13 protein-coding genes and 1 tRNA gene are annotated in these 20,990 nt (G+C 61.2%); 7 read left to right on the top strand and 7 right to left on the bottom strand.

The window, feature by feature from the left end:
• Positions 1 to 116 precede the first annotated feature (116 nt).
• Positions 117 to 1,031: a DMT family transporter gene (locus CQ14_RS07785; RefSeq protein WP_057857326.1), complete on the top strand. Its 915-nt coding sequence runs from the start codon at positions 117 to 119 to the stop codon at positions 1,029 to 1,031.
• 38 nt (positions 1,032 to 1,069) lie between these two features.
• Here the strand turns inward: CQ14_RS07785 and CQ14_RS07780 are convergent, their stop codons facing one another.
• The 3 genes from CQ14_RS07780 to rplU form a co-directional block, all read right to left on the bottom strand.
• A complete protein-coding gene (locus tag CQ14_RS07780; RefSeq protein WP_057857325.1) occupies positions 1,070 to 1,666 on the bottom strand; it encodes a GNAT family N-acetyltransferase in 597 nt (198 codons plus the stop codon).
• A 124-nt stretch (positions 1,667 to 1,790) separates the two neighbouring features.
• Entirely contained in the window at positions 1,791 to 2,060 is a 270-nt protein-coding gene (gene rpmA / locus CQ14_RS07775) for a 50S ribosomal protein L27 (protein ID WP_028348532.1), read from the bottom strand.
• Positions 2,061 to 2,152: 92 nt separating this feature from the next.
• Positions 2,153 to 2,635 (bottom strand): 50S ribosomal protein L21, encoded by a 483-nt coding sequence (gene rplU / locus CQ14_RS07770; RefSeq protein WP_057857324.1) that lies wholly within the window; start codon positions 2,633 to 2,635, stop codon positions 2,153 to 2,155.
• Positions 2,636 to 2,999: 364 nt separating this feature from the next.
• On the opposite strand from rplU, the gene CQ14_RS07765 reads away from it, so the two are divergent.
• The 3 genes from CQ14_RS07765 (at position 3,000) to CQ14_RS07755 (ending at position 6,110) form a co-directional block, all read left to right on the top strand.
• The gene (locus tag CQ14_RS07765) at positions 3,000 to 4,100 is read left to right on the top strand and encodes an ROK family protein (protein ID WP_057857323.1); all 1,101 of its coding nucleotides are present in this window, start codon (positions 3,000 to 3,002) and stop codon (positions 4,098 to 4,100) included.
• Between the two features lie 322 nt (positions 4,101 to 4,422).
• Positions 4,423 to 4,512: transfer RNA gene (locus tag CQ14_RS07760), tRNA-Ser, on the top strand.
• A gap of 86 nt (positions 4,513 to 4,598) precedes the next feature.
• Positions 4,599 to 6,110, top strand: a complete 1,512-nt coding sequence (locus CQ14_RS07755) for a DUF6538 domain-containing protein (protein WP_063800319.1) — start codon at positions 4,599 to 4,601, stop codon at positions 6,108 to 6,110.
• An 80-nt stretch (positions 6,111 to 6,190) separates the two neighbouring features.
• On the opposite strand, the gene CQ14_RS07750 is transcribed toward CQ14_RS07755, so the two are convergent.
• Genes CQ14_RS07750 through CQ14_RS07735 form a run of 4 tightly spaced genes read right to left on the bottom strand, consistent with a single transcriptional unit; the run spans position 6,191 to position 14,272 of the window.
• Entirely contained in the window at positions 6,191 to 7,423 is a 1,233-nt protein-coding gene (locus CQ14_RS07750; RefSeq protein ID WP_057857321.1) for a TIGR02679 family protein, read from the bottom strand.
• Positions 7,420 to 11,541 (bottom strand): TIGR02680 family protein, encoded by a 4,122-nt coding sequence (locus tag CQ14_RS07745; protein WP_063800317.1) that lies wholly within the window; start codon positions 11,539 to 11,541, stop codon positions 7,420 to 7,422. The genes CQ14_RS07750 and CQ14_RS07745 overlap by 4 nt, the downstream gene beginning before the upstream one ends.
• A complete protein-coding gene (locus CQ14_RS07740) occupies positions 11,538 to 12,845 on the bottom strand; it encodes a TIGR02678 family protein (RefSeq protein WP_082649765.1) in 1,308 nt (435 codons plus the stop codon). The genes CQ14_RS07745 and CQ14_RS07740 overlap by 4 nt, the downstream gene beginning before the upstream one ends.
• Positions 12,842 to 14,272, bottom strand: a complete 1,431-nt coding sequence (locus CQ14_RS07735) for a TIGR02677 family protein (protein ID WP_245320251.1) — start codon at positions 14,270 to 14,272, stop codon at positions 12,842 to 12,844. The genes CQ14_RS07740 and CQ14_RS07735 overlap by 4 nt, the downstream gene beginning before the upstream one ends.
• A 453-nt stretch (positions 14,273 to 14,725) precedes the next feature.
• On the opposite strand from CQ14_RS07735, the gene CQ14_RS07730 reads away from it, so the two are divergent.
• The 3 genes from CQ14_RS07730 to CQ14_RS07720 all read left to right on the top strand — a co-directional run bounded on the left by CQ14_RS07730 (position 14,726) and on the right by CQ14_RS07720 (position 20,987).
• A complete protein-coding gene (locus CQ14_RS07730) occupies positions 14,726 to 15,016 on the top strand; it encodes a hypothetical protein (protein ID WP_057857319.1) in 291 nt (96 codons plus the stop codon).
• Between the two features lie 80 nt (positions 15,017 to 15,096).
• Positions 15,097 to 17,709, top strand: a complete 2,613-nt coding sequence (locus CQ14_RS07725) for a PD-(D/E)XK nuclease family protein (protein WP_057857318.1) — start codon at positions 15,097 to 15,099, stop codon at positions 17,707 to 17,709.
• Positions 17,706 to 20,987, top strand: a complete 3,282-nt coding sequence (locus CQ14_RS07720) for a UvrD-helicase domain-containing protein (protein ID WP_245320247.1) — start codon at positions 17,706 to 17,708, stop codon at positions 20,985 to 20,987. The genes CQ14_RS07725 and CQ14_RS07720 overlap by 4 nt, the downstream gene beginning before the upstream one ends.
• The last annotated feature ends 3 nt before the right edge of the window (positions 20,988 to 20,990 follow it).

Raw genomic sequence — 20,990 nt, 5'->3', positions numbered from 1 at the left:
CATCGTGCCCGGGCTTGTCCCAGGCGTCCACTTGCTTAAAACAGCGGCGCAAGAACGTGGAGGGCCGAAGCACGTCCGGCCGTCACTGGGAACCACCGGAAACGTCGCGCCCGCCAATGAGCCTGTTCGCCAAAATCTCCACCTATGACGAGCGTTCGGCGCGACTGGCCGGCATCGGCTTGATGCTGCTGTCAATCTTCATGTTCTCGTTCGGCGACGCGCTCGGAAAATTCATGGTCGCGACCTATTCGGTCGGCCAGTTGTTATGGCTGCGCGCCTGCGCGGCGCTGCTTGTGCTGTTGCCGGTGATCTGGAAGCAGCGCGCCGAATTCAAGCGCATCGAACGGCCGTGGCTGCAGTTGCTGCGCGTGACGCTTTCGACGCTCGAGGTCGCGGCCTTCTTTCTCGCCACCGTCTATCTGCCGCTCGCCGACGTCATCACTTACTATCTGGCTTCGCCGATCTTTGTCACGGCATTGTCAGGCATCGTGCTCGGCGAGCGCGTCGGCTGGCGGCGCTGGACCGCGATCCTGATCGGGTTCTGCGGCGTACTGATCGCGCTGCGCCCCTCCACACAGACGGTAAGCTGGCCGGCGATGATCGCGCTCGGCGGCAGCCTGTCGTTTGCGTTCCTGATGCTGATCACGCGCTCGCTGCGCGACACGCCGGATATCGTGCTGACGACGTCGCAGTTCGGCGGCACCTTTCTGCTCGGCGCGCTGATGTCGCCGATCGGTTGGGTGACGCCGACGCTCGGCAGTCTCGGCCTGTTTGCCGCGGCGGGCGTGATTTCCGTCTTTGCGCTCTTGTGCATCAACCGTTCGCTGAAGCTGGCGCCGGCCAGCGTCGTGGTGCCGTATCAATATTCGATGATCGTGTGGGCGGTGATTTTCGGCTTCGTGGTGTGGGGCGACGTGCCGTCGGTCTCGACCCTGATCGGCGCGGCGATCATCATCGGCGCGGGGTTCTACATCTTCTTGCGCGAGCAGAAGTTGGGTCGCGAGGAAGCGGTGGTCAATCCGCCGGCGTGATCTCTTTCTTACCCTCCCCTGGAGGGGGAGGGTGCGAACTACCTTCTCGTCGAGCTTCCCCAGTTCTTCAGCGACGTCCACACGCCGCGCGTCAGGCGAAAGCGGTCGACCGGGGTTGAGGATCCCAGCGCCTCGAAGCGGTGCAGTTCGACGCCGCTCCACTGGAAGCCGCATTTCTCCAGAATGTTGCGCGACGCCGGGTTGGCGACGCGGGCGCCGGAAATCAGGTGCTCGTCGTCAAACTCCTCGAAGAAGAAATCGATCATCGCGCGCGCGGCTTCGGTGCCGAAACCCTGGCCCCAATGCGCGACCCCCAGCCAATAGCCGAGCTCCGGCGCGTCCGGCTCGCTGCGATCGATGCCAACCATGCCGATCGGCGAATAGTTCTGTTCGATCAGAAACACCGTCTCGTTATTGTCGGCAGCCTTGGCGCGCACGAACTCGACCGCATGATCCTGCAAATAGGGATGCGGCAGGCGGCGGGTGTTTTCCGCAATGCGGCGATCATTGGCGAGATGCGCAATCGCTTTTACGTCCGCGAGCGTCGGCCGGCGCAACGTCAGCCGTTCGGTCTCGAGGACGCAGCTACTCGCCTGACGCAAGGACGAGGTTTGGATCGGGATGTCCTGCAACATGTCGGGCTCCTGATTGCGAAAATGCGCAAATTAAAAAGGGGAGGCCGGTTTCCCGCCTCCCCTGGAGCCCTTTTCGACTCCGCCGGTTCAACAGGACCCGGCGGACTCGAATTTTGTCCACCGTCTATTCGGCCGCCTCCGTCATCGGAACTACCGATACGAAAGTGCGACCATTGGCTTTTGCACGGAACTCGACATGACCTTCGACCTTCGCGAAGAGAGTATGGTCGGTGCCCATGCCGACATTAAGGCCGGGATGCCAGGTGGTGCCGCGTTGACGCGCGATGATGTTGCCGGGAATCACATGTTCGCCGCCGTAGGCCTTGATGCCAAGGCGCTTGCCCGCTGAATCGCGACCGTTTCGCGATGAACCGCCTGCTTTTTTGTGAGCCATGGCTCGTCTCCGACTTCTCGAATATTTCTAGATCAATTCCTTGACGGAATCATTTCACTTTTTCTCACGCCTCAACTTTTCGTCGAGACGCGTTACTTCTTCTCGCTCTTCGCCGCGGCCTTCTTGGCCGGGGCCTTCTTTGCTGCGGGTTTTGCCGCAGCCTTTTTCGCGGGCGCCTTCTTCTTGGCCGGCGCCTCGTCGCCCTCGGCGGCAGGAGCTGCGACCTTTTCCTTCTTCGGCCGCGGGCCGATCGAAGGCTTCTTGTTATCGGTCAGGATCTCGGTGATGCGAAGCACCGTGATCTCGTCGCGATAGCCGCGCTTGCGGCGCGAATTCTTGCGGCGACGCTTCTTGAACGCGATCACCTTCGGGCCGCGCTTGTGGTCCAGCACTTCGGCCGCAACGGATGCGCCTGCCACCGTCGGCGTGCCCAGCACCGGCGTGTCACCGCCGACCACCAGAACTTCACCAAGCTGCACGATCGTGCCGACGTCGCCGGCGATCTTGCCTATCTCGAGCACATCATCCGGAACGACGCGGTACTGCCGGCCGCCGGTTTTGATGACTGCGAACATCGTTTTATTCCTTCGTGTTCGATCCCGGCCTCGGACATATTCCCGAAAGGGCTGTCCGGGTCGGCTTCTTGTTCAGTCGTTATGGGTACGATTTTCGCGCGGCCGGGGAGCAAACCCCTTGAGATTTCGCGCAAAAACAAGCGGCGCGAGAAATCCCGCGCCGGATGCCGGGACTTATAGCCGGAGAACGCCGGGAGTCAAGGCAAAGAGGCCCAAAAACCGGCCAAAAATGAAGGATTTGGGCCGGAATGGGCGAATAGTGGGTAGCGAATAGCGCGTCGGGGGTCTATTCGCCATTCGTCCCCATGAAACCAATGGGTTCCCCGCCCGTTGTCGCCGGCGAGATACGGCAGGGGTAAGGGCAATGGCAGACGAAATCGTTACGAGTACGGGCATCGCCCGCCACGGGGCCACCCGCCTGCCGTCCGTCGAGGTCGATAGTTTCAACGTCGAATTGAAGGATGACGAGGGCTTTCTGGGCGACCGCGCCAGCAAGGGGGCTTTCCGCAAGATCCTGGATGACCTCCGCAAGCCACTGAAGAAAAACGGCGACGATCCGCTCGGGAAGAAGTCCAGCGGCGAGATCGCGAAAAGCGAGCTGGACGCGGCGCTGGCGGGCAACGATGTCGGCGCCGCCGCGCTGGTGCACGGCGCGATCGAGGAATTCGCCCAGGAGCTGGCCTATGTCACGGGGCGGTTTCTCAAGACCAAGGCGTGGGCCGATACCGAGTGCATTGTGGTGGGCGGCGGTTTCCGGCAGAGCCGCGTCGGCGAGCTCGCGATCGCCCGCACCGATATCATTCTCAAGGCTGAGGATTTCGACGTCGATCTGGTGCCGATCCGCTTTCATCCCGATAATGCCGGCCTGATCGGAACGCTGCATCTGGCGCCGTCCTGGATCTTCGAGGGCCATGACAGCATCCTCGCGGTCGATATCGGCGGCACCAACATCCGCTGCGGCGTGGTGGAAACGCGCTGGAAGAAGGCGCCCGATCTTTCCAAGGCCGAGGTGTGGACATCCGAGCTGTGGCGGCATGCCGATGACGAGCCGACGCGCGAGGGCGCGGTCAAGCGGCTGGTCAAGATGCTGAAGGACCTGATCGCGTCCGCTGAGACCGAAGGCCTGAAGCTTGCGCCATTCATCGGTATCGCGTGCCCCGGCGTCATCAACGAGGACGGCTCGATCGAGAAGGGCGCGCAGAACCTGCCCGGCAATTGGGAGAGCACCAAGTTCAATCTGCCGGCCAGCCTGGTGGAGGCGATCCCGCAGATCGGCGATCACGACACCGCCGTCCTGATGCACAATGACGGTGTGGTGCAGGGTCTCTCCGAAGTTCCCTTCATGCAGGATGTCGAGCATTGGGGCGTGCTGACCATCGGCACCGGACTAGGCAACGCCCGCTTCACCAACCGGCGGAAAGACAGCGGCAAGGACGAGAAAAAGGCCAAGAAGGGCAAAGATTAGCGCTTGGATTAACGTTTTGCGCGGGTAGTAAGGTTGACTGGTTAGGTTAAAACCCAGTTTGCGTTGCCGTTTCGCGGCGCCTTGCTACCGTCGCCCGCGTCGCTCCGCTGACCGGCGAAGCCGCACTTCCCGGCCAGAATTTCAAAGCAGCGGCACGGGACCGTCAGTTTTTGTCGCGTCTGGCGGTCCCACCCCATTTTTAAGAAAGCCATCCGGCCCGTTTGGTTGCGAATTTCTCGCACCTTGCGCCTTGTCTGCCCCGCCTTCCTCGCCTAGAACACGGCCCGACCACGGGGGCCGATTCCGGCCCGCTTCGGCGCCTGGAGAGGTGGCAGAGTGGTTGAATGCACCGCACTCGAAATGCGGCATAGGTGCAAGCCTATCGGGGGTTCGAATCCCTCCCTCTCCGCCAGGGCACAAGAGAAACCCAGTAAAATCAACAGGTCATTGATTGTCATAGGCTTTTGCCGCCCGGATTGGTACACACGGGTGGTACACGTGACTCTTTCGATGACGCGACCCTGGAAGCATCCCGACAGCGGCTATTACTGGTTCCGGAAACGTGTTCCGGATGATCTTCGCAACCTGATCGGGAAGCGCGAGGAGCGCTTCAGTCTGGGCACTCGAGACCCGACCGATGCGAAGCGGCTGCACGCGCTGAAGTTGGCCGAAATCGAAGAACGCTGGTCAAATATGCGTTCGGGTCAGCGCCCGTTGTCCTCCGACGATATTGCGCAACACTCGGCCGCGATTGGTGAGCATCTTTGGCGCCAGGTTCAGGCAGATCCCTACGCGCAGCTGCAGTGGGATATTGAGATCGGCGCAAGCCTTTGGAGTGCCCACAAGGGCGAACTTTACGTGGATGTCAATCAGCCGCTGCCCCCAGCCGTTCAAAAGCGGCTTGATCAACAGAGCGTCTGTTACTGGCTAGTCGACCGGCATTTTGAAGAAAGGGGCTTGTCTCCGCCCGCCCAAGATCGCGAAAGGTTGGCCCGCGCAGTTACCTTTGAGGTGCAACGGGTCGTCCAAAATCACCAAGCCTTTTTGCGCGGCAAGCAAGAGGTGCGAGGTAGTTTGGGGCTATTGCAGCCTCGGGCCGCGGCCGAGCCTCTAACTTTCGAAAAGATGATTGAGGGCTGGCTTCGAGAGAAGCAACCAAATGAGAAGACAACCTACTCGTGGCGCCGGGTGATGAATGAGTTGTCCGAGTTCCTTGACCATAACGACGCGCGGAGAGTTACCGCAGATGACCTTGTGCGATGGAAGGAAGAACTTCTTGCCAAGCAACGTGCCGCCAAGACTATCCGTGACAGTAAGCTGGCGCCCGTGCGGGCGATATTTCAATGGGCTGTCGATAACCGCAAACTCGATATTAATCCTGCGGCTCGCATCAGCATCGATTTGAAGAATAGGCCTTCGGAGAGGAGGCGGGGATACACGGATGAAGAGGCCAAGGTTATCCTTCGAGCGGCTCGCGCCGAAACCGAGTCCCACAAACGTTGGGTGCCTTGGGTATCTGCCTATACGGGCGCACGCATCGCGGAAATCTGCCAGTTGCGGTCCGAGGACATAAAGAAGATCGACGGTATATGGTGTATCGCCTTCGCCGCCGAAGCCGGCTCTTTGAAGAACTTGAACTCCGAACGGGTTGTTCCCGTCCATCCGGCGTTGATCGATGAAGGGTTTCTGAAGTTTGCGGCTTCCGCAGGCAAAGGACCGCTATTTCCAGATCTTTCAGAGGATCGTTTTGGTCGTCGCGGAGGTAATGGGACCAAAATATTGGGACGATGGATCAAAACACTCGGTGTCGTCGACAAACGGCTCGCCCCAAATCATTCTTGGCGTCATCGCATTAAAACGCTGGGTCGGCGAAACGGGTTAGCAGTTGATATCCTCGACGCGATGACCGGGCACGGCCGAAAGACAGTGGCGGATACCTACGGTGAGTTTCCTCCAGATGCGATGCTGCGAGAGCTTAGAAAGATCCCGCATCTCGACGTGCGAGCGTAGTTGAAAGCATAAGCGAATCGACGCTACTGACAAGGATTTCACTAAAGCCTCATCAGTTTGCGACTGGATAGATTTCCAACTTAGTAAGCTCGCTTATTCCAGCGTAGCCACTCTTCGCCTAAAAGGTCGATGATCCGCTCGGCGATGGCCTCTTCCTCGATCTTGATTCCGGTCTTTATCATGGCCGCGGTAAGGTCTGCATCCCATGAAGCAATGGCAGGCCTTCCGCTGAGCGGTATTCTGAGCTGAGGAGCACTTTTTGCGGCGGCGACGTAATCTACCGCGGAGAAATGCCACGGTACGGCGCCGTATTTCGCAATCACGTAGTTGGCGATCGTAATTCCTGGCCAATCGTAGTCGCCATGATATCGCAGGTCTGCCCCCGATTCCTTGAGCTGTTTGAGAATGGTCCGCTGAGCCGCACCGAGATGGCCGTCGACGCAAACGACCGGAGGGCAGGCGGTCCCGAGTTGGTCGGCGAGGATCCCGACGAGATTCGGATTCTCGCACACCAAAATGGATTTGCTCGCCACCGTCCATTCCGGCGGCCGCCGAGCGAGAAGCCGCAGTGATGCGTATTGTGGTTCTCCGGGCGAGACTGGCAATCCGCTGCACGGCACATTCAAGAACAGGGCAGGCCTGGCGAGTTCGTTCACCAGGATGCCGACCGCGGCCCATGTATCGCGGTCATCGCCTGTGTCGGTCGATGAGCGGCTTCGAAGGACGGCGAGCGTGAGAGTGGCGACCGGGCGGGCGCTGTCCAATCCGTGAGCGTCTCCGAGATGCTCCGCCGCGATTTGAGCGCGCGGTACTCCCGCAGCGGGAAGCCGTCTGAGGATGTCTTCGGTTTGTCTGCAGATAAGGGACGCGGAATCCGGTTGATTGCCTGATAAGCGCTTCAGGACACCAAAGTTGAGCGGCGAGGCCAAATAGGCGATCAGATCGACGTGCGAGCAGCCGGCCAGAACGGCCGCCCAATTGTCGCGAATCCTATTCAATTCAGTTTCGCGATGGATGATCGGACCGTCAAGAAGTTCGAGCGCAGTTCGAAGGGACGGTGCGATACCGGCATCGGAGAGCGCTCGGTCGACTGCGCTGACGTCGATGGAGATTGAAGCCGCCACGCCGCCTTTGCGGCCGACTAGGGACGCGAGTGCGGCGCGTTCCGCTTCATTCAGCTTGCCCACCTGGATCGATGGGAGCTTGCCGTCGGCCGGTCCGAGCTCGTAGCGCCTGCGCAGCCGCGCGCGCAGATCGGAAAGCTCGGCGCCGCCGAGGAGCCGGACCAGGCGTTCGTCTATGGCCGACGTCATGCGCTACGGTTCAACATCAGCCGCGCCGGTTCTTCCATCCTTGAACGCGTCTTTCCGTTCCATCGCCAGCGGGAGACGTGAATGGCGTCGAACTTGTCGTGTCTCTGGAGTTGGCAGATCGCGACACCCGGCAGCGTCTTGTAGCAGGCCCATTCGCGTTCGCTCGTGATAACGAAGTCCAGATCGAACTCGTGGATAAGGCCCATGCAGTGCGCCCGAACGCCGTCGTCGATGCCGGCGTACGCTTCATCCAGCAGGACAAGGCGCGGCCGGGTGCTGTGCTCGTCGCCGTAGAAGCTTGCGACGGCTGCGAACATGGGAATGGTGAGACCCAACGCACGTTCGCCGCCGGAGGCAGGCTGAGAAATGGAAATCCACCTGCCCATTGCGTTGCGCTCGACGACGAAGCGGTGCCACTGGCGATAGTCGAGGGCGGCGGAAAGCTGCTCGCGGAGACTGCTGCCGCCAGACTCTTCGGCCTTCAGCCGCTCTTCTTCGATGCGTCGCTGCAGCATGGCCCCGATGGCTTGCCTGTCATTTTCGGTCCAAAGATCCGCGTTCGTCTTGAGGAGCCGTTTGCGGGCGTCCTCCAGATCGGCAGGAGCACCTTGCGCTTCAGTAAGCGGGATCCACCTCAGGCGGAAATAGGTGCCCGTTGAGGTCGGACGTTTCTCGATTTCTGCGTTGACCCTTTCGACATACTGTTCGGCGTCCTGAATGAGATTGCGGATTTGGACGGACATCTCCGACTGGAGGTGATCCTCCAGAATCTTCGTCTCGCTTTCGGTGAGAAGGGTCCGGCGCTGCGTGATCTCGGTGTCGACCTGGGCAAGGACCTCGGCAGGTGACAGTCCGCTCTTGTTCTGGACTGCGATAGTGACCACTAGACCGAATCCGTCGACATTCTTACTGTCGGGGACGTATCCTAGTTGAGCGAGTGCATTCTGGAGATCGACGTATTCGCCGTAGATCTTGGACTGCAGGCCATCCCACTCGTTGTCGCGGATGTCGCTGAGCGCTTGATTCAGATCTGCGGCAAGCCCCCGCGTCTCGTCGACCGTCCATGTCCGGCTAGTGTCGGGGAACGGTACGTTGGGGGCGCCGGCGGCCATCAGACCTGTTGCTGCGAGCGTTTGCAAATTGCTTGCCGCTCGCTGCCGTTCCTCTACGCGCATCGCCAGGGCCTGGGTCGCGGTTTCGTGTGCACCGACGGCTTGGGTATGCACGGCCACCGCCGAGAGCCGGCGATCGTCCGTACTGTCTACGTCGGCCTTGGCATCCTCGAGACGTTTTTGTCCGTCAATAAGGCGGCGTTCCCACTGTTCGGAAGTCGCTCCCACGCTTTCCTTAAGTGCGTCGTATATGGCGCGCGCGGATGTCGCCGATATCGCCGCGACGTTGACGTCCTCTGTTGCGGCGTGATGGCGGCTCCGGGCGGTTTCCACACGCTCGTTGGTGTCTTGAAGGCTTTGCTCGGCGCGAATGGAATTCGAGCAATGTTCGACGACGACGAGATGGGCCTCGCTGAGGATATCGCAAGTGATGCGGGCTTGTTCGAGAGCCCGCTTGTCGCATGGAAGAGCGGTGTCGAGCGCCGCTTGCTCGGCGGACTTTCTGCACGCGTTCAGAGCTTGTCGTGCGACCGCGGTATCGTTTGCCCTTGTTGCGACGTTTTCAGTTGCCCGGTGCAGATCGTTGGTTGCCGAGCGCACGGTGTCGTGCGACTTGCGAAGATTGGTGTCCGGCGGGCAGGTCCTCTCCATCTGTTCGATGGCCTCGGTCGTGGCGGCATTGCTCGTAATCGCGGTTTCGAGACCGGCAAGTTGCTCGCCGAGCCCTGCCGCTGTGGCTTCGAGCTCTTCGATCCTTTTCAGTCTGGCTCTCTCTCGAGCCGAATGACCAACGTACGTGGCGCGGGATTTCTCCCATGTGCCCGAGAGTGCGCCGAGGCGGAATTGGCCGGCCGGTGATACCCACATCTCGGCGCCGTCGTCGGTGTCGGTACAGGAGACTGCGCACAGAAAAGTCTCGACGGCATCCTGGACCGACGATTCGCCACAGTGAACAAGCCAGTCGGCGAGGGTCCTGCCGGTAACCAAGGGCCTCGAAACAAGTGACACGTCATGCTCAGTCTCGCCAATGAACATCCGGCCGTCGGGGAGAATCCACGCGTCGAGAAGTCCGGATGCCTCAAGTGCGGCTTCGAGGCCGGCCCGAACGTCGTCGTCGGCCTCCGATACAAAGTCGACGGCCTGCCACAAGGCTTGGCCCGGGCGGCCGTCGCGATCAGCTTTGCGTGTGTGTGGGATGGCAGGACGCTCGAATGAGCCGGTCTGCAGATCCGCAATCTGCTTTGCCACGGCGTCCAGTTCGGCGCGTACCGCAGCCTCCTGATGTTTTAGCTCGGCCAGCGCCTCGGTGAGCCGCTTGTATGCAAGTCGACACTTGGCGATGAGCTCGCGAGCGGCCGGGTTTTCGCCTTCGAGCGAGTGAGCCCATTCGACGAGGGCACCCACGACGTCCTCGGTCGCTATTACCATGAGATGTCCGCAGCCCCCAAGATGGCGGCGCCACGCCGCGCTGAGAGCTTCGATCTCATCGTTCAGCGCATTCTCGGCGGCAGCGAGAGTCTTGCCGGCTTCGTCACGGAGGCTACGGCCCGCATTCTCGTCGCGCTCCGCGTTCGCCAGCATTGAAATCTTGTTGTCGACTTCGCGAAGCAGCTCGATAACCGCATCGATGCTGCTTCTGCGGCCCCTGATCGCGGTCAGCAGACTACCACGCTCGGATTGGAGAGTGGTCTGCCCATCGCGCACAAGCTCGCTTGGCCACGCGGAGTACGACTTCGCATGCTCAAACTGGGCGACCATGCCGACGGATCTGGCGAGATCGAGCGCCTTTCTTCGATTGACGGCAAGGGTTTCCATCGCACGGTCAAGGTCGGCCCTTGCCGCTTGCTGGCGTTCGGACTCTGTCTCCAGATCTGAAGCCGCCGTTGCGGAGCGTTTCTCGGATACAGTCAGCCGCCCCTCAGCCTCTTCCGCCAGGATCCGTTTGGTCGCAAGATCTGCCGCCTTGAGGCCGTCGGGATGTTGAAGGATGCCCTTGTATGCCGCATCCGCCGCTTCGGCTTCGCGTTTCGCATTGATGTTGGCGGTTTCAGCCGATGTCGATTCATGAAGCGCAGAGGCCAATTGCGCGGCGGCCTTGTTTACCTGCGCGCTTGCCTCTTCGAACTTGGTTCTTGCGGCCCGGACCTCGCGCGCAAACGTACGAATCCGAGCGCCTGCGTAGCGGCGGTAGGTTCGCTCGAATTTTCCGATGGCGGCGTGGGCCAATTCATAGGATTTAAGCTGGCTGCGATCCTCTTCAAGGCGGCTCATGGCTTCCGCAATGGTGTCGATCATTTCGGCCGCGACCGGAGGTAGGGCGGCAGTCAGGGCGTTGGAAAGACGCGTCTCGTCGGGGGTCTTTGTAAGCTGCGGATGGCGAAGCTGAATGAGGGTGTCGACCAGGATGCGGTAACGTTCCTCTCCGAGTTGGAAAAGTCTTTGATCCACGGCACGGCGATAATCGTCGGCACGGTCAAAGAAGTGTCCGCCTTTGTCAGCGAGCTCATCTTTCAGCTGCGTTCGGCGAAGCACCGCTCTTTCAGGCGTGATGAACGAGCAATCTTGACCGACACGGCTTCCATCGATGATGAAGAACCAGCTTTCCACGTTCGCGCGGTCTTCGACCGCTTCCAGTCCACACGAGAACTGGTTGTTGCCTTCCTCGTCGACGCGCCCGAACTCGACCCAGACATATCCGACGCGGCGCTTGTGCCTCCCCATGAGGAGATTCCACGCCATCTTCTTGGTTCGATCGCCATCCGGCTCGACGCGGAACGGGCTCAGATTTGCATCGAAGAGGAATGGTAGCGTGAGTGCTAAGAGTTTGGACTTGCCGGCGCCGTTGTTGCCCCGATACACGATGTGTCCGTCGATGAACCAGAATTCCTCGACGTCATAGAAAAATATCTCCACGACGCCGGTCCGCAAAGGCTGCCAGCGCTTTTTGCCGGGAAGGGGTAGGACGGGGCCGGCGCTTTGTGGGTTGAAAGGAAGAACGGAGTTCATTCGTCGGCCTCCTCGGAAACGTCGGGCAGCCGATCGTCGTCATCGCGATGCTTGATGTCCGGTTCGCCCAGTTTGTAGCGAGAAAGCGCCGGCAGAACCTCGATGCTGTCGCCTTCGATGCTGATGAGCTTGAGTTGACTGAGACGGTAGATGGCAATCGCCGTCAGCTCCCGCGCGCCGGCTTCGCCCTGGGCGCTGCGCCGCCAATATCGACCATACCGCTTGGCCGACTGAGCCACGAACCTTTCGATTTGCAGGCGATCGGGAACGCCGCTTTCGGCATGTGCCAAGTGGTCGGCCACAAGGAGCGTGACGTGGGCATCGGTGCCGTCCGCCGGCATCGCGACGTCGCTACAATTGCCGTCCGGATCGCAAAGTGCAAGGCCCTCGGAACGGAGTTCGACGACGAGGCCGGTGCCGAGCGCGAGGCGGTTCGCCATCGCGCCGCGCTGATTGATGAAGTATTGCATGTCGGCCTCGTCGACTGTGTCGTCGTACACAACGGGATCGTCGAGAAGGCGCCTTGAGATGCGGCGCCGGCTGACATCGCGGCGGCCCTCGTCGGTCTCCGGCTGAATGTCTGCCGTAATGGCCGAGATCCGATCGATGATTGTCTTCGGTGCATCGTTCTCGGACCACGTGGATGGCCCCCGCACGCATGCAAGAATGCTCGCAAGCGGCCCGCGATTGACGTCGTAGAGGACGTCGCGGGACCGATCTTCCGACTGTCCGGACTTGACGAACGACTCGGCGTCTCCATCAATGGCATTGAGTACGCCGAGTTCGCCGAGCGCGACGCAGGCCGATGCAAGGTTGCGTCGGTCGTGGATGTCCGCCATGTCGAGAATGAAGCCGCGGCTGAGGAGATCGGTATCCTTTGCAAGGGACAGGATTTGGTCACCCAGGGCTGAAAGGGTGATCTGCGGGTCGCTCCGCGCGAGCACCGCGCACACAAGGCAGAAAATCGCGTAGCGCCTGCGGTTGAAACTTGCCCATCCTCGCGTAGGATCGCTTGTGTCGCTCGGGCGTTTCCACAGCCTAGCGTAGTCGCGCTCCACGCGCAGCGGCCATCCCGCCTCGCGGGCGAACCACTCCCTGAGGTATGCGGAGTGACGTCGCACCAGACGGAGAGCCTCTCTTGCTTCGGCGGTTGTGGGCGTCAGTAACGGGCGCATCAGGAGCGCGCGAACGGCCTCCCTGCGCTCGGCGTGTTCCTGCGTCTCCTGCTGGCGCAGGATCTCGCGTCCACCAGGGCGACCGGTCTGTGCGGGCGCTTCATTCCGCGTGGACGAGGCGGCGCTCATGCGGCATCCGTCGGGGTGATGGTGATGCGGTGGTCGCGACCGCAAAACAGGCCGTCTTCGGTGACGATTTCGGCTTCCGTGTCCGCGTCGAGCGGTTCAAGCCGGATGAGATAGAGGCCGTCGTTGGATTGGATCTCGGTGACGCCATCGTCGCCGGCGGCCTTGGTCGCGATGGCTTCGCCCAAGAGATCGAGGAAAAATCGGAACTCGTGCGAGTTTAGACGCCAGAGCTCCGAGAGAAGCAAGGGGCATCCGGTTGCGAATTTTTGTCTGGCTGCCTCGATCTGCGCATGCTCTTCACCAACCTGCGCTTCGAGCTTCTTGCGCCCGGCGCTTCGATCATGAACGTGCGGGAGCCGTCCGCGGGGCATGCTGTAGCCGGTCTCACGGAGCCGCAGCGGAACGACGATGGACGGCGCCTTATGCCACGGAATGACACCGATAACGTCAGCAGCTGCGGTGTTTTCGGCGTAGTGACGCGCCGGGTTGAGCGCAAACGCGGCTCGTGCAAGTCGGTGGGCATCTTCGTCGCCGTCGCAGTCGAGGAACCAGTGAGCAAGGCTTTTGAAGTCCGCCGAGCGGTCGCTGCGGCCGCTTCGGCGTTCGTTGATCGCGATGATCGCTGCAAGCAGTTGCGGGATCGCGGCGCGGGCGCGACTTCTGAGCTGTTCGCTCTGGGACCGCTCGCCGTTCGACCCGCCGACGAACCACATTCGCAGGCCCTGCCACCGCTCGTCCCACATCTTCAATTCGGCTTCGTAGGCCGCCTGCTCTTCGCCTGGAGGTGCGTTGCGTGCCTGACGGCGGGCGACAGACTGGAGCATCGCGTCGATACGCAATTGAAGGGCATTGATGTCTTCCGAAATCGCACCGCTTCGGCTAACCAAGTCACCGACGAATTGGCGGATGTACTCGATGAGACGCTGCTTGTAGTTCAACACGGCGTCCACGTCGCCGTCCTGCAAATCGACACCGCGGAGGACGCCAGCCATGAAGGCCCGCGCGGTCTCGGCCATGTTGTTGAACACCGTCATCAGACCATTGAGGGTCTCGTAGATCTTGGCGACGTCAGGATCGTTGCTTCGGCCGAGGTGGATCAGCGTGAGGAGGCCCTTGCCGATGTCTTCAAGCGCGACCGTCTGCAGTTCGCCGCGGCGCTGCATCTCCTTGGCGAAGGCGCTGAGCGCCATTTCGACGGAGACGCCGCCCTTCGAAAGCCGGTAGAGCATGCGGCGGCGATAGAACCCGCTCAACGAGGTGACGCGCGAGTTGTCGGCCTGGCAGTCGAGATTTCCCCACTCGGTCAGTTTGTCGAGGATGGCGTCCAGTTCGGACGCGGTCGGCGGCTCGCTCAGCCACTTTGCTTGGGCGAGAATCTCGGAAGGCCGGACGTAAAGCAGCAGTTGACGTTCGGCTGCCGCGCACACGTCCAGGACGCACCGGTACAGCGCCGCATTNATCGGCGGTGACGTGACGGAAAAGGTCCTGATACGTGGCGATCTCGAATTGANCCGCTCATGCATGCCCCATAACCACTTGAAATACCTCGCAATGGTGGCCCGGTGAGCGGCGTCCGTCAAAGCAAATCAGCCCTAGACGACCGTTAAACACAGAAGGGCCAATATCGGTGATGCCATGGTTTGGCACGGACGTTCTGTAGGCGACGGCTACCCATGGTTGTTTGGGCCGATCTCCCAAGAGTCATTCAAGCCGCACCCGCAGTGGCATTCGGCCGGCGCGATCGCGGCTGCTAGTTCTTGACCAAAGATGACCAATTATTGTAATGTTCCTATTATGTTCTGTCCTCACCGAAGGTGCATGTTTCCGCCCGCGGCAGGGTAGCCACCCAGGGATGTGACCGGAAACACTTAATCATTCAAATGCTGTTCAAGCTCGCAGAGGATGGACAACTGATTGCCGTTTTCCGGGCTTGGCGCGTGTTTTCAATGATCGATCCAGAGAGCGCCAATTTCGTGCGCGACTCGGCGCTGGCGAAGATCTCGTCGCTCTATCTCGCCCGTAACCGCGGGATTGATGCTGGGAAAATGGTTCAGTGGATGTCGACAAGATCGGAATGGGCGGAAGAGGTGAAGGCCAGCCTGCACGATCCGTCGCGCTTCAAAAGCACCGTCGACAAGAGCGCCGACGCGATAGAGGCAACGGGTAGATAAGGGGGCTTCCGTCGCGCTTTTGAAATTCACGACCTAGGGGGCAATATCGCCGCCATTCCAGTCGGGCGAGAGGGCGCCAAATGCAAATCCATGCTGTAGTTGTTGATGGACCTTTAGCGCTGCGAATGCGGCGGCTCGATGCGGCTCGTCAAAGGGCCATGGGTCGGCAGATCTTGACGCTGCCGCTTCTTGCAGCGCGGCTTGCCGGCGGCTTTGTCTCGCCAGCCTCGCATGAGAGCTTAAATCTGGCTATAGCGCAGGCGCTCGAGGCAGGTGGATACGAGGACATCGATAAGGTTTCCGCACTGCCGGGGATGCCCCTGGCCGTCCTATCGTCGCTCCGAGACTGGTGGGACATGGAGGTCCCGGCTTCTTATCCCGACAATGCCCGGCTCAGGGATTTTGCGTTGCTCGAACGCCGCGTCCGAGGCGCTCTGCCGTCCGGAATGCTGACGCCCCCCGATTTGGTCAAAGCTGCCCTGACGCGGCTTCGCTTCGCTCCAAAGTTAGTAGGCGCGATCACCATCCAAGACATCCCCGATATCCAAGCCGTCTGGCGTCCCCTTATTCAGGCGCTCTGCGATGTTGTGCCGGTGCGATGGATTGCATCACGACACAGCCGGCGCGCCTGGTTCGCTGGAGAGATTGAAACGCGCCCCTCCGGTAAAGCATCGCACAGTTCCGCCGATCTCTGTGCCGATCCGCGAAATGAAGTGCGGGAGGCGTTGCGATGGGCGCGCGCGCTTGTGGCGGACGGAAAAGCTGCTCCCGACGAGATCGCAATTTCGGCAGCCTCGCCAGCAGCCTGGGACGATGCATTTCTGGTTCTCTCGCGCGAAGCAGGGATGCCCGTGCATTTCACACACGGTATTCCAGCGCTAGCGACCCGCGAAGGACAGGCCTGCGCTTCTCTCGCGGACATCCTACTACGCGGGCTGTCTCAGGATCGCGTAAGGCTCCTGTTTGCTCGGCTGCCGCGTAGCCCAGCCAAAGAAAACCTGCCCAGTGACTGGGCCAAAGGCTTGCGGCGAAGTGCTGCGCTAACGAGTCTGGGGCTTTGGCGACACGCTTTGGAACAAGCTCGAGGCGAGCGCGCGAACGGTGACCTCGCGGAGGGGGCATTGTTGCCGATTCTCGAAGACTTGGCCGGCGGGATTGCGTCGGCCGAAGCAGTCGGGTGCCGCATTTTGAAAGGGCCGACACTGACACTGTGGCGGGATGCTTTGCGCATGGCGCCCCCATACGCAGTCGAGCTCTCCTTGCAGGCCATGCGCGTTTCCGACGGACGCGAACCTGGGGACTCTATCGCATGGGGACCTGCGCGTCACGTGGCGGCGGCCCCGCGCGCGCACGTTCGCCTGATCGGCCTGGATGCGAACACATGGCCAAGACGGTCGAACGAAAATCCACTGCTACCCCAGCACTTGCTTGGGCAACTACGACTTCCATCTGCTGAGGCGGCCGAAGGTGACCAGATGATGCACGACATCATCGTCGGCCAATCGACCAGCTACTCGCTGTCGCGCGCTTACAGAAGTGGGACTGGATCCTTGCAGGCAGCCAGCACATTGTGGCCCAAAGAGAGAGAGCGTCTGGTCGGGCGGAGCGCGATCCCCGCACATGCCTTCAGCGAAAGCGACCGCCTCTATGCTCGCCCGACTGACGCAGGCAAGGACCCCCAAGTGCGCGCAAGCCGTGCCTGCTGGCGTGCGTGGTGGGACGGCGAGCAGCACACGGCTCATGACGGAAGAGTCCGCCCCGACCACCCGCTCGTGGTGGATGCCCTCGCCAACGTTCAATCCACCACATCCCTTCATCGCCTTCTCTGCGATCCGCAGGGCTTCATCTGGGAATACGCCCTTCATTGGCGCGAGCCGAATCTTGACCCTCAACCGCTCGCGCTTGACCATCGCGCCTTCGGCGAACTCGTCCACGCTCTTATTGGTGGCGTGTTACAACATGGCGTACCACAAAATCTCGACGAAATTGGTATCGCCCTGGATCAAGAAGCAGCACGCCTCACCAAGTGCTGGCCGCTCGCGAGGGCTGTTCCACCGAGCCTTCTCTGGCGTCACACAGTAGAGATGGCTCGCGAGCGTGCACTGCGAGGACTGAAGGAGGCGCTAGGTGAACCACGCGGCAAGAGCTGGACGGAGCTCTCCTTTGGCGAGCCTGGAGATGGGCCTCATCCGTGGACTACACGCTCGCCTGTCCCAATCGGGCAGACCGGAATTGGCTTCCGGGGACGAATTGATCGTCTTGACGAAGATGCAGCGCGCGGCACAGCGGTCATCACTGACTATAAGGTCGGGACGGCGCCTGAGCGAAAAAAGCCTGTCGTATTCGATCGCGGTGCTGAACTTCAGCGCGTCTTCTACGGCCTCGCAGTACGATCTCTTCTTCCTGATGTCCGGAGCCTGAGCTCGCAGCTGACGTACCTAAAACACGACCCGGCTCGAACGCTAAGCCTTGCAGACGAAGAGCTGACGAAGGCCATCGACCAGGCTATCGCATTCACGGCGGCCGGCGTTCACCTGCAACGCAATGGCCAGATTGCACCCGGGCCAGCGCCTGCATTCTTCGATCCGCTTACCGTCGCCCTGCCTGCGGACCTCGATTCGTACCGCCGCGTAAAGCGTCTCCTGTTTGCTCAGGCGAACAGCACGCTAGACAAACTTTGGAGTAGCCCGTGAACGTGCCTGATCTCGATGCCCGCCGGCGTGCGCTCACGGACTTTGAAACCAACATGCTGGTCGAGGCTGCGGCTGGCACCGGAAAAACATCGCTGATGGCCGCCCGCGTCGCGATGATGATCGCGAGCGGGATTGATCCTTCCAAGATTGCAGCGATCACCTTCACCGAACCTGCAGCGAGCGAGCTCGAGGCGCGCATACGCTGGACCGTCGACGAGCTTCGCCATGGACGGCAGCCGCCCGCACTCGCCGGGGTTCTTTCGTTGCCCTTAGGCACAGCCGCGCGCGCACACCTGGATGAGGCCGCGCCACGTATCGGAGAAATCACTGCCACAACGATTCACGGCTTTTGTCAAGGCATTATTCGTGCGAACGGGATCGACGCTGGCCTTGATCCTGGTTCGCGTGTCGTTGACGAGACCATTGCCGATGCCCTTTTTGATGAAGTGCTTGCGACCTGGCTGAAGAAGGTGCTGGCCGGGAGCGACGAACGGGACAGCCCGATTGCTATCCTTGCAAAGGACGACCCGCTGGGGGTAGTCAACCGTGCGCGCGAGCTTGCCATCCTCCGGCGAGATCATCGCAGCGCGACCGTGCGAGCGCCGGATTTCTCAACTCGCCCGGACCGTACCTTCGCAGACGCCGTCTCTGCATTTTCCCGCTGGCATACCGCGGGACCGGGAGAGACGTGGACAGCGGGCCTTATCGCGGATCTCGAGCGCCTTTCGGCGTTCTTCGCGGGCGATCACGCCTATGCTGGCTTTTCCGCGTTGTGGCGCCTGACCCAGCCACCCCGTATCAGTATGATGCGGCAGAAAAGTATCGACTTGCTGCCTTATGATAGGATGCGGGCTTGGAAGCAAGGTCTCGGCGAGGTGGATGGAAGGCGTCGCGCAGAGGAAGCGACGGAACACTTCGAGGCGGTTCGCGCAGCCTATCGAGCGTTAATTGGCTGCATCGCGCAAACCCTAGCGCATGAACTGGCTGTGCACCTGACCGAGGTAATCGAGGCATACGACCTGCGCAAACGCGAAGCCGCCGTCCTCGATTTCGACGACCTGCTACGGCAGGCGCGCGCGCTTGTTTGCGAGAATCCCGATATTCGCGCTTGGCTTGCCGGCCGATATCCCTTCCTGCTCGTCGATGAGTTCCAGGATACGGATCCCGTGCAGGCGGAGATCGTATTCTGCATAGCCGCGCGGTCGAAGCCCTCGACTTGGAGCAGTGCAGTCTTGCGCTCCGGGGCGCTGTTCCTGGTGGGAGACCCCAAACAAGCGATATATCGTTTTCGCGGCGCTGACGTAGAGTCTTACGCGCTAGCGAAGTCCGCGATTGCAGAAGCCAAAAACGGCTGCCTGCTTAATATTACCGCGAACTTTAGATCCCGTCCGGAGGTTATTGCGCACGTCAACCACGTGTTCCAAGACGTCCTTGCAAAGGCGGGACAACCGGGCTTCGTACCACTCGCTCCGACGCTTGCGCTACCGCCGCTGCCGTTGAGTGCGGCAGCGAAGCTCACAATCGACGTTCCGCGTGACGCGAGCGCCGAGGATCACCGCGAAGCGGAAGCGGCAGCCGTTGCCAAGCTGTGCGCGCGCCTGATTGGCGCCTTGAAAATTTCCGCCCCGGATGGGACGGAACGATACTTGCGCGCAGGCGACATTGCATTGCTTGCGCCGACCCACGCTGATCTCTGGCGCTATGAACGCGCCCTCGAAGCGCAACGCATCGCGGTGGCCTCTCAGGCAGGTCACGCGCTGTTCCGGCGCCAGGAGCTTCAAGACATCCTCGTTCTGGTCCGTGTGCTTTCCGATCCACTCGACACTCTCGCCTTCGGCGCACTTATGCGAGGTCCCATTGTCGGACTACGCGACGAAGACCTTCTTGATATCACGGCGGCGTTAGCTCCCGATCAGGACGGACGCCGGCGCTTCCAGCTGAGAACCTCTGCGGACGAGGTCATTAACCCGCTCGCTAAGGACGTTCTGGTGAAGCTCCAGGAGCTGCATCGTCTTGCCGCCGAACTCACACCGATGCAGCTCGTCGCCTTCGCAATCGAGCGCCTGAACCTGAGAGTGATCATGGCCGCTCGGCACGGCCAGCGCAACGCGCGCGCGCTTGCGAACCTTGACGCCATCGTCGAACTCGCCAGACCCTACAACGTTGCCGGGCTGCGCGGATTTGCGCTCGATCTCCAGCGCGGATGGCAGAGCAAGCGTCGGCATCCGGAAGGAAGGGTCGACGCGTCCGAAGACTCGGTGGAGATCGTCACCATGCACAGCGCCAAGGGGCTGGAATGGCCGGTTGTCATCACCGTGAATTCGTCGACGCGCTTCAAGCCCCAGGATCAGTTCGTCTATCGGCAATCCGATGATACGATTCACTGGATCGTTGGGGGTATCGAGCCGCCCGCTCTGGCGGCCGCCCGCGAAGAGGAGGAGTTTCGCGAGGCGCGGCAACGCGAGCGGCTTTGGTATGTCGCAACGACCCGCGCGCGAGATCTCTTAGTGATCCCCGATCTGCCTGGCGCTCCCTCACGGTCGTGGTCGCGGGTGATGGACCTTGGGCAAAAGCGACTTTCCGAGATTCGAGCTGACGTGTTGCCGGAGCCTGTCATGAGCGTTCCGCAGCCCATCGCCAACAATCAGACCGTGCCGGTATTTGCGGCCGAAGGCGAGCGGCTGGCCGCGGCTTCGCCGCCGATCGCATGGGACCGTCCGAGCGAACGCGATGCTGATCGCAGCGCCGACCTTGTTGATGTGTTCGTGGTCGATGCGGCGTCCGACGTGAGGGCGCGGATTGTAGGGGCGGGCGCCCTCCGGGGTACGATCCTGCACAAGCTTATGGAAGAGTTTCTGACCGGTGAACTTGAACGCCTTCGTGAAAAGGCCACCCGTCGCGCAGCCGAGCTGCTTGCTCAACTGCAATCCGATGACCCGACGGATGTCGCAAAGCCCGACGCGATCGAGATGGCCGAGACGGCGCTGCGCACATTGGCGCTGCCGGAACTCGCGCCCTTCCTCGCGCAAATGGTGCCCGAAGTTCCGCTCTGGGCGGCAAATCCGCCGCGTTTTCTTGCGGGTCGTGCGGATGCTGCCGCAATAGAGGAAGAGCGCATCACCCTCGTCATCGACTGGAAGTCAGACGTGAATCCCGCGCCGGCGGCACACAGCGCACATGTGGCGCAACTGCGCGACTATCTGCGCGTCACAGGGGCCGGGCGGGGCGTTATTGTGTATATGTCCACAGCGCAAGTGTCCTGGGTCGACCCACCGTAGCGT

The sequence above is a fragment of the Bradyrhizobium lablabi genome (genome assembly GCF_001440475.1).
Taxonomy (GTDB): Bacteria; Pseudomonadota; Alphaproteobacteria; order Rhizobiales; family Xanthobacteraceae; genus Bradyrhizobium; species Bradyrhizobium lablabi.
This window is presented reverse-complemented; position numbering and strand designations above follow the sequence as displayed.

Coding starts and splice junctions, on each gene's coding strand:
- CQ14_RS07785 (WP_057857326.1), top strand. CDS start 117: ATGAGCCTGTTCGCCAAAATCTCCACCTATGACGAGCGTTCGGCGCGA.
- CQ14_RS07780 (WP_057857325.1), bottom strand. CDS start 1,666: ATGTTGCAGGACATCCCGATCCAAACCTCGTCCTTGCGTCAGGCGAGT.
- rpmA (WP_028348532.1), bottom strand. CDS start 2,060: ATGGCTCACAAAAAAGCAGGCGGTTCATCGCGAAACGGTCGCGATTCA.
- rplU (WP_057857324.1), bottom strand. CDS start 2,635: ATGTTCGCAGTCATCAAAACCGGCGGCCGGCAGTACCGCGTCGTTCCG.
- CQ14_RS07765 (WP_057857323.1), top strand. CDS start 3,000: ATGGCAGACGAAATCGTTACGAGTACGGGCATCGCCCGCCACGGGGCC.
- CQ14_RS07750 (WP_057857321.1), bottom strand. CDS start 7,423: ATGACGTCGGCCATAGACGAACGCCTGGTCCGGCTCCTCGGCGGCGCC.
- CQ14_RS07745 (WP_063800317.1), bottom strand. CDS start 11,541: ATGAACTCCGTTCTTCCTTTCAACCCACAAAGCGCCGGCCCCGTCCTA.
- CQ14_RS07740 (WP_082649765.1), bottom strand. CDS start 12,845: ATGAGCGCCGCCTCGTCCACGCGGAATGAAGCGCCCGCACAGACCGGT.
- CQ14_RS07730 (WP_057857319.1), top strand. CDS start 14,726: ATGCTGTTCAAGCTCGCAGAGGATGGACAACTGATTGCCGTTTTCCGG.
- CQ14_RS07725 (WP_057857318.1), top strand. CDS start 15,097: ATGCAAATCCATGCTGTAGTTGTTGATGGACCTTTAGCGCTGCGAATG.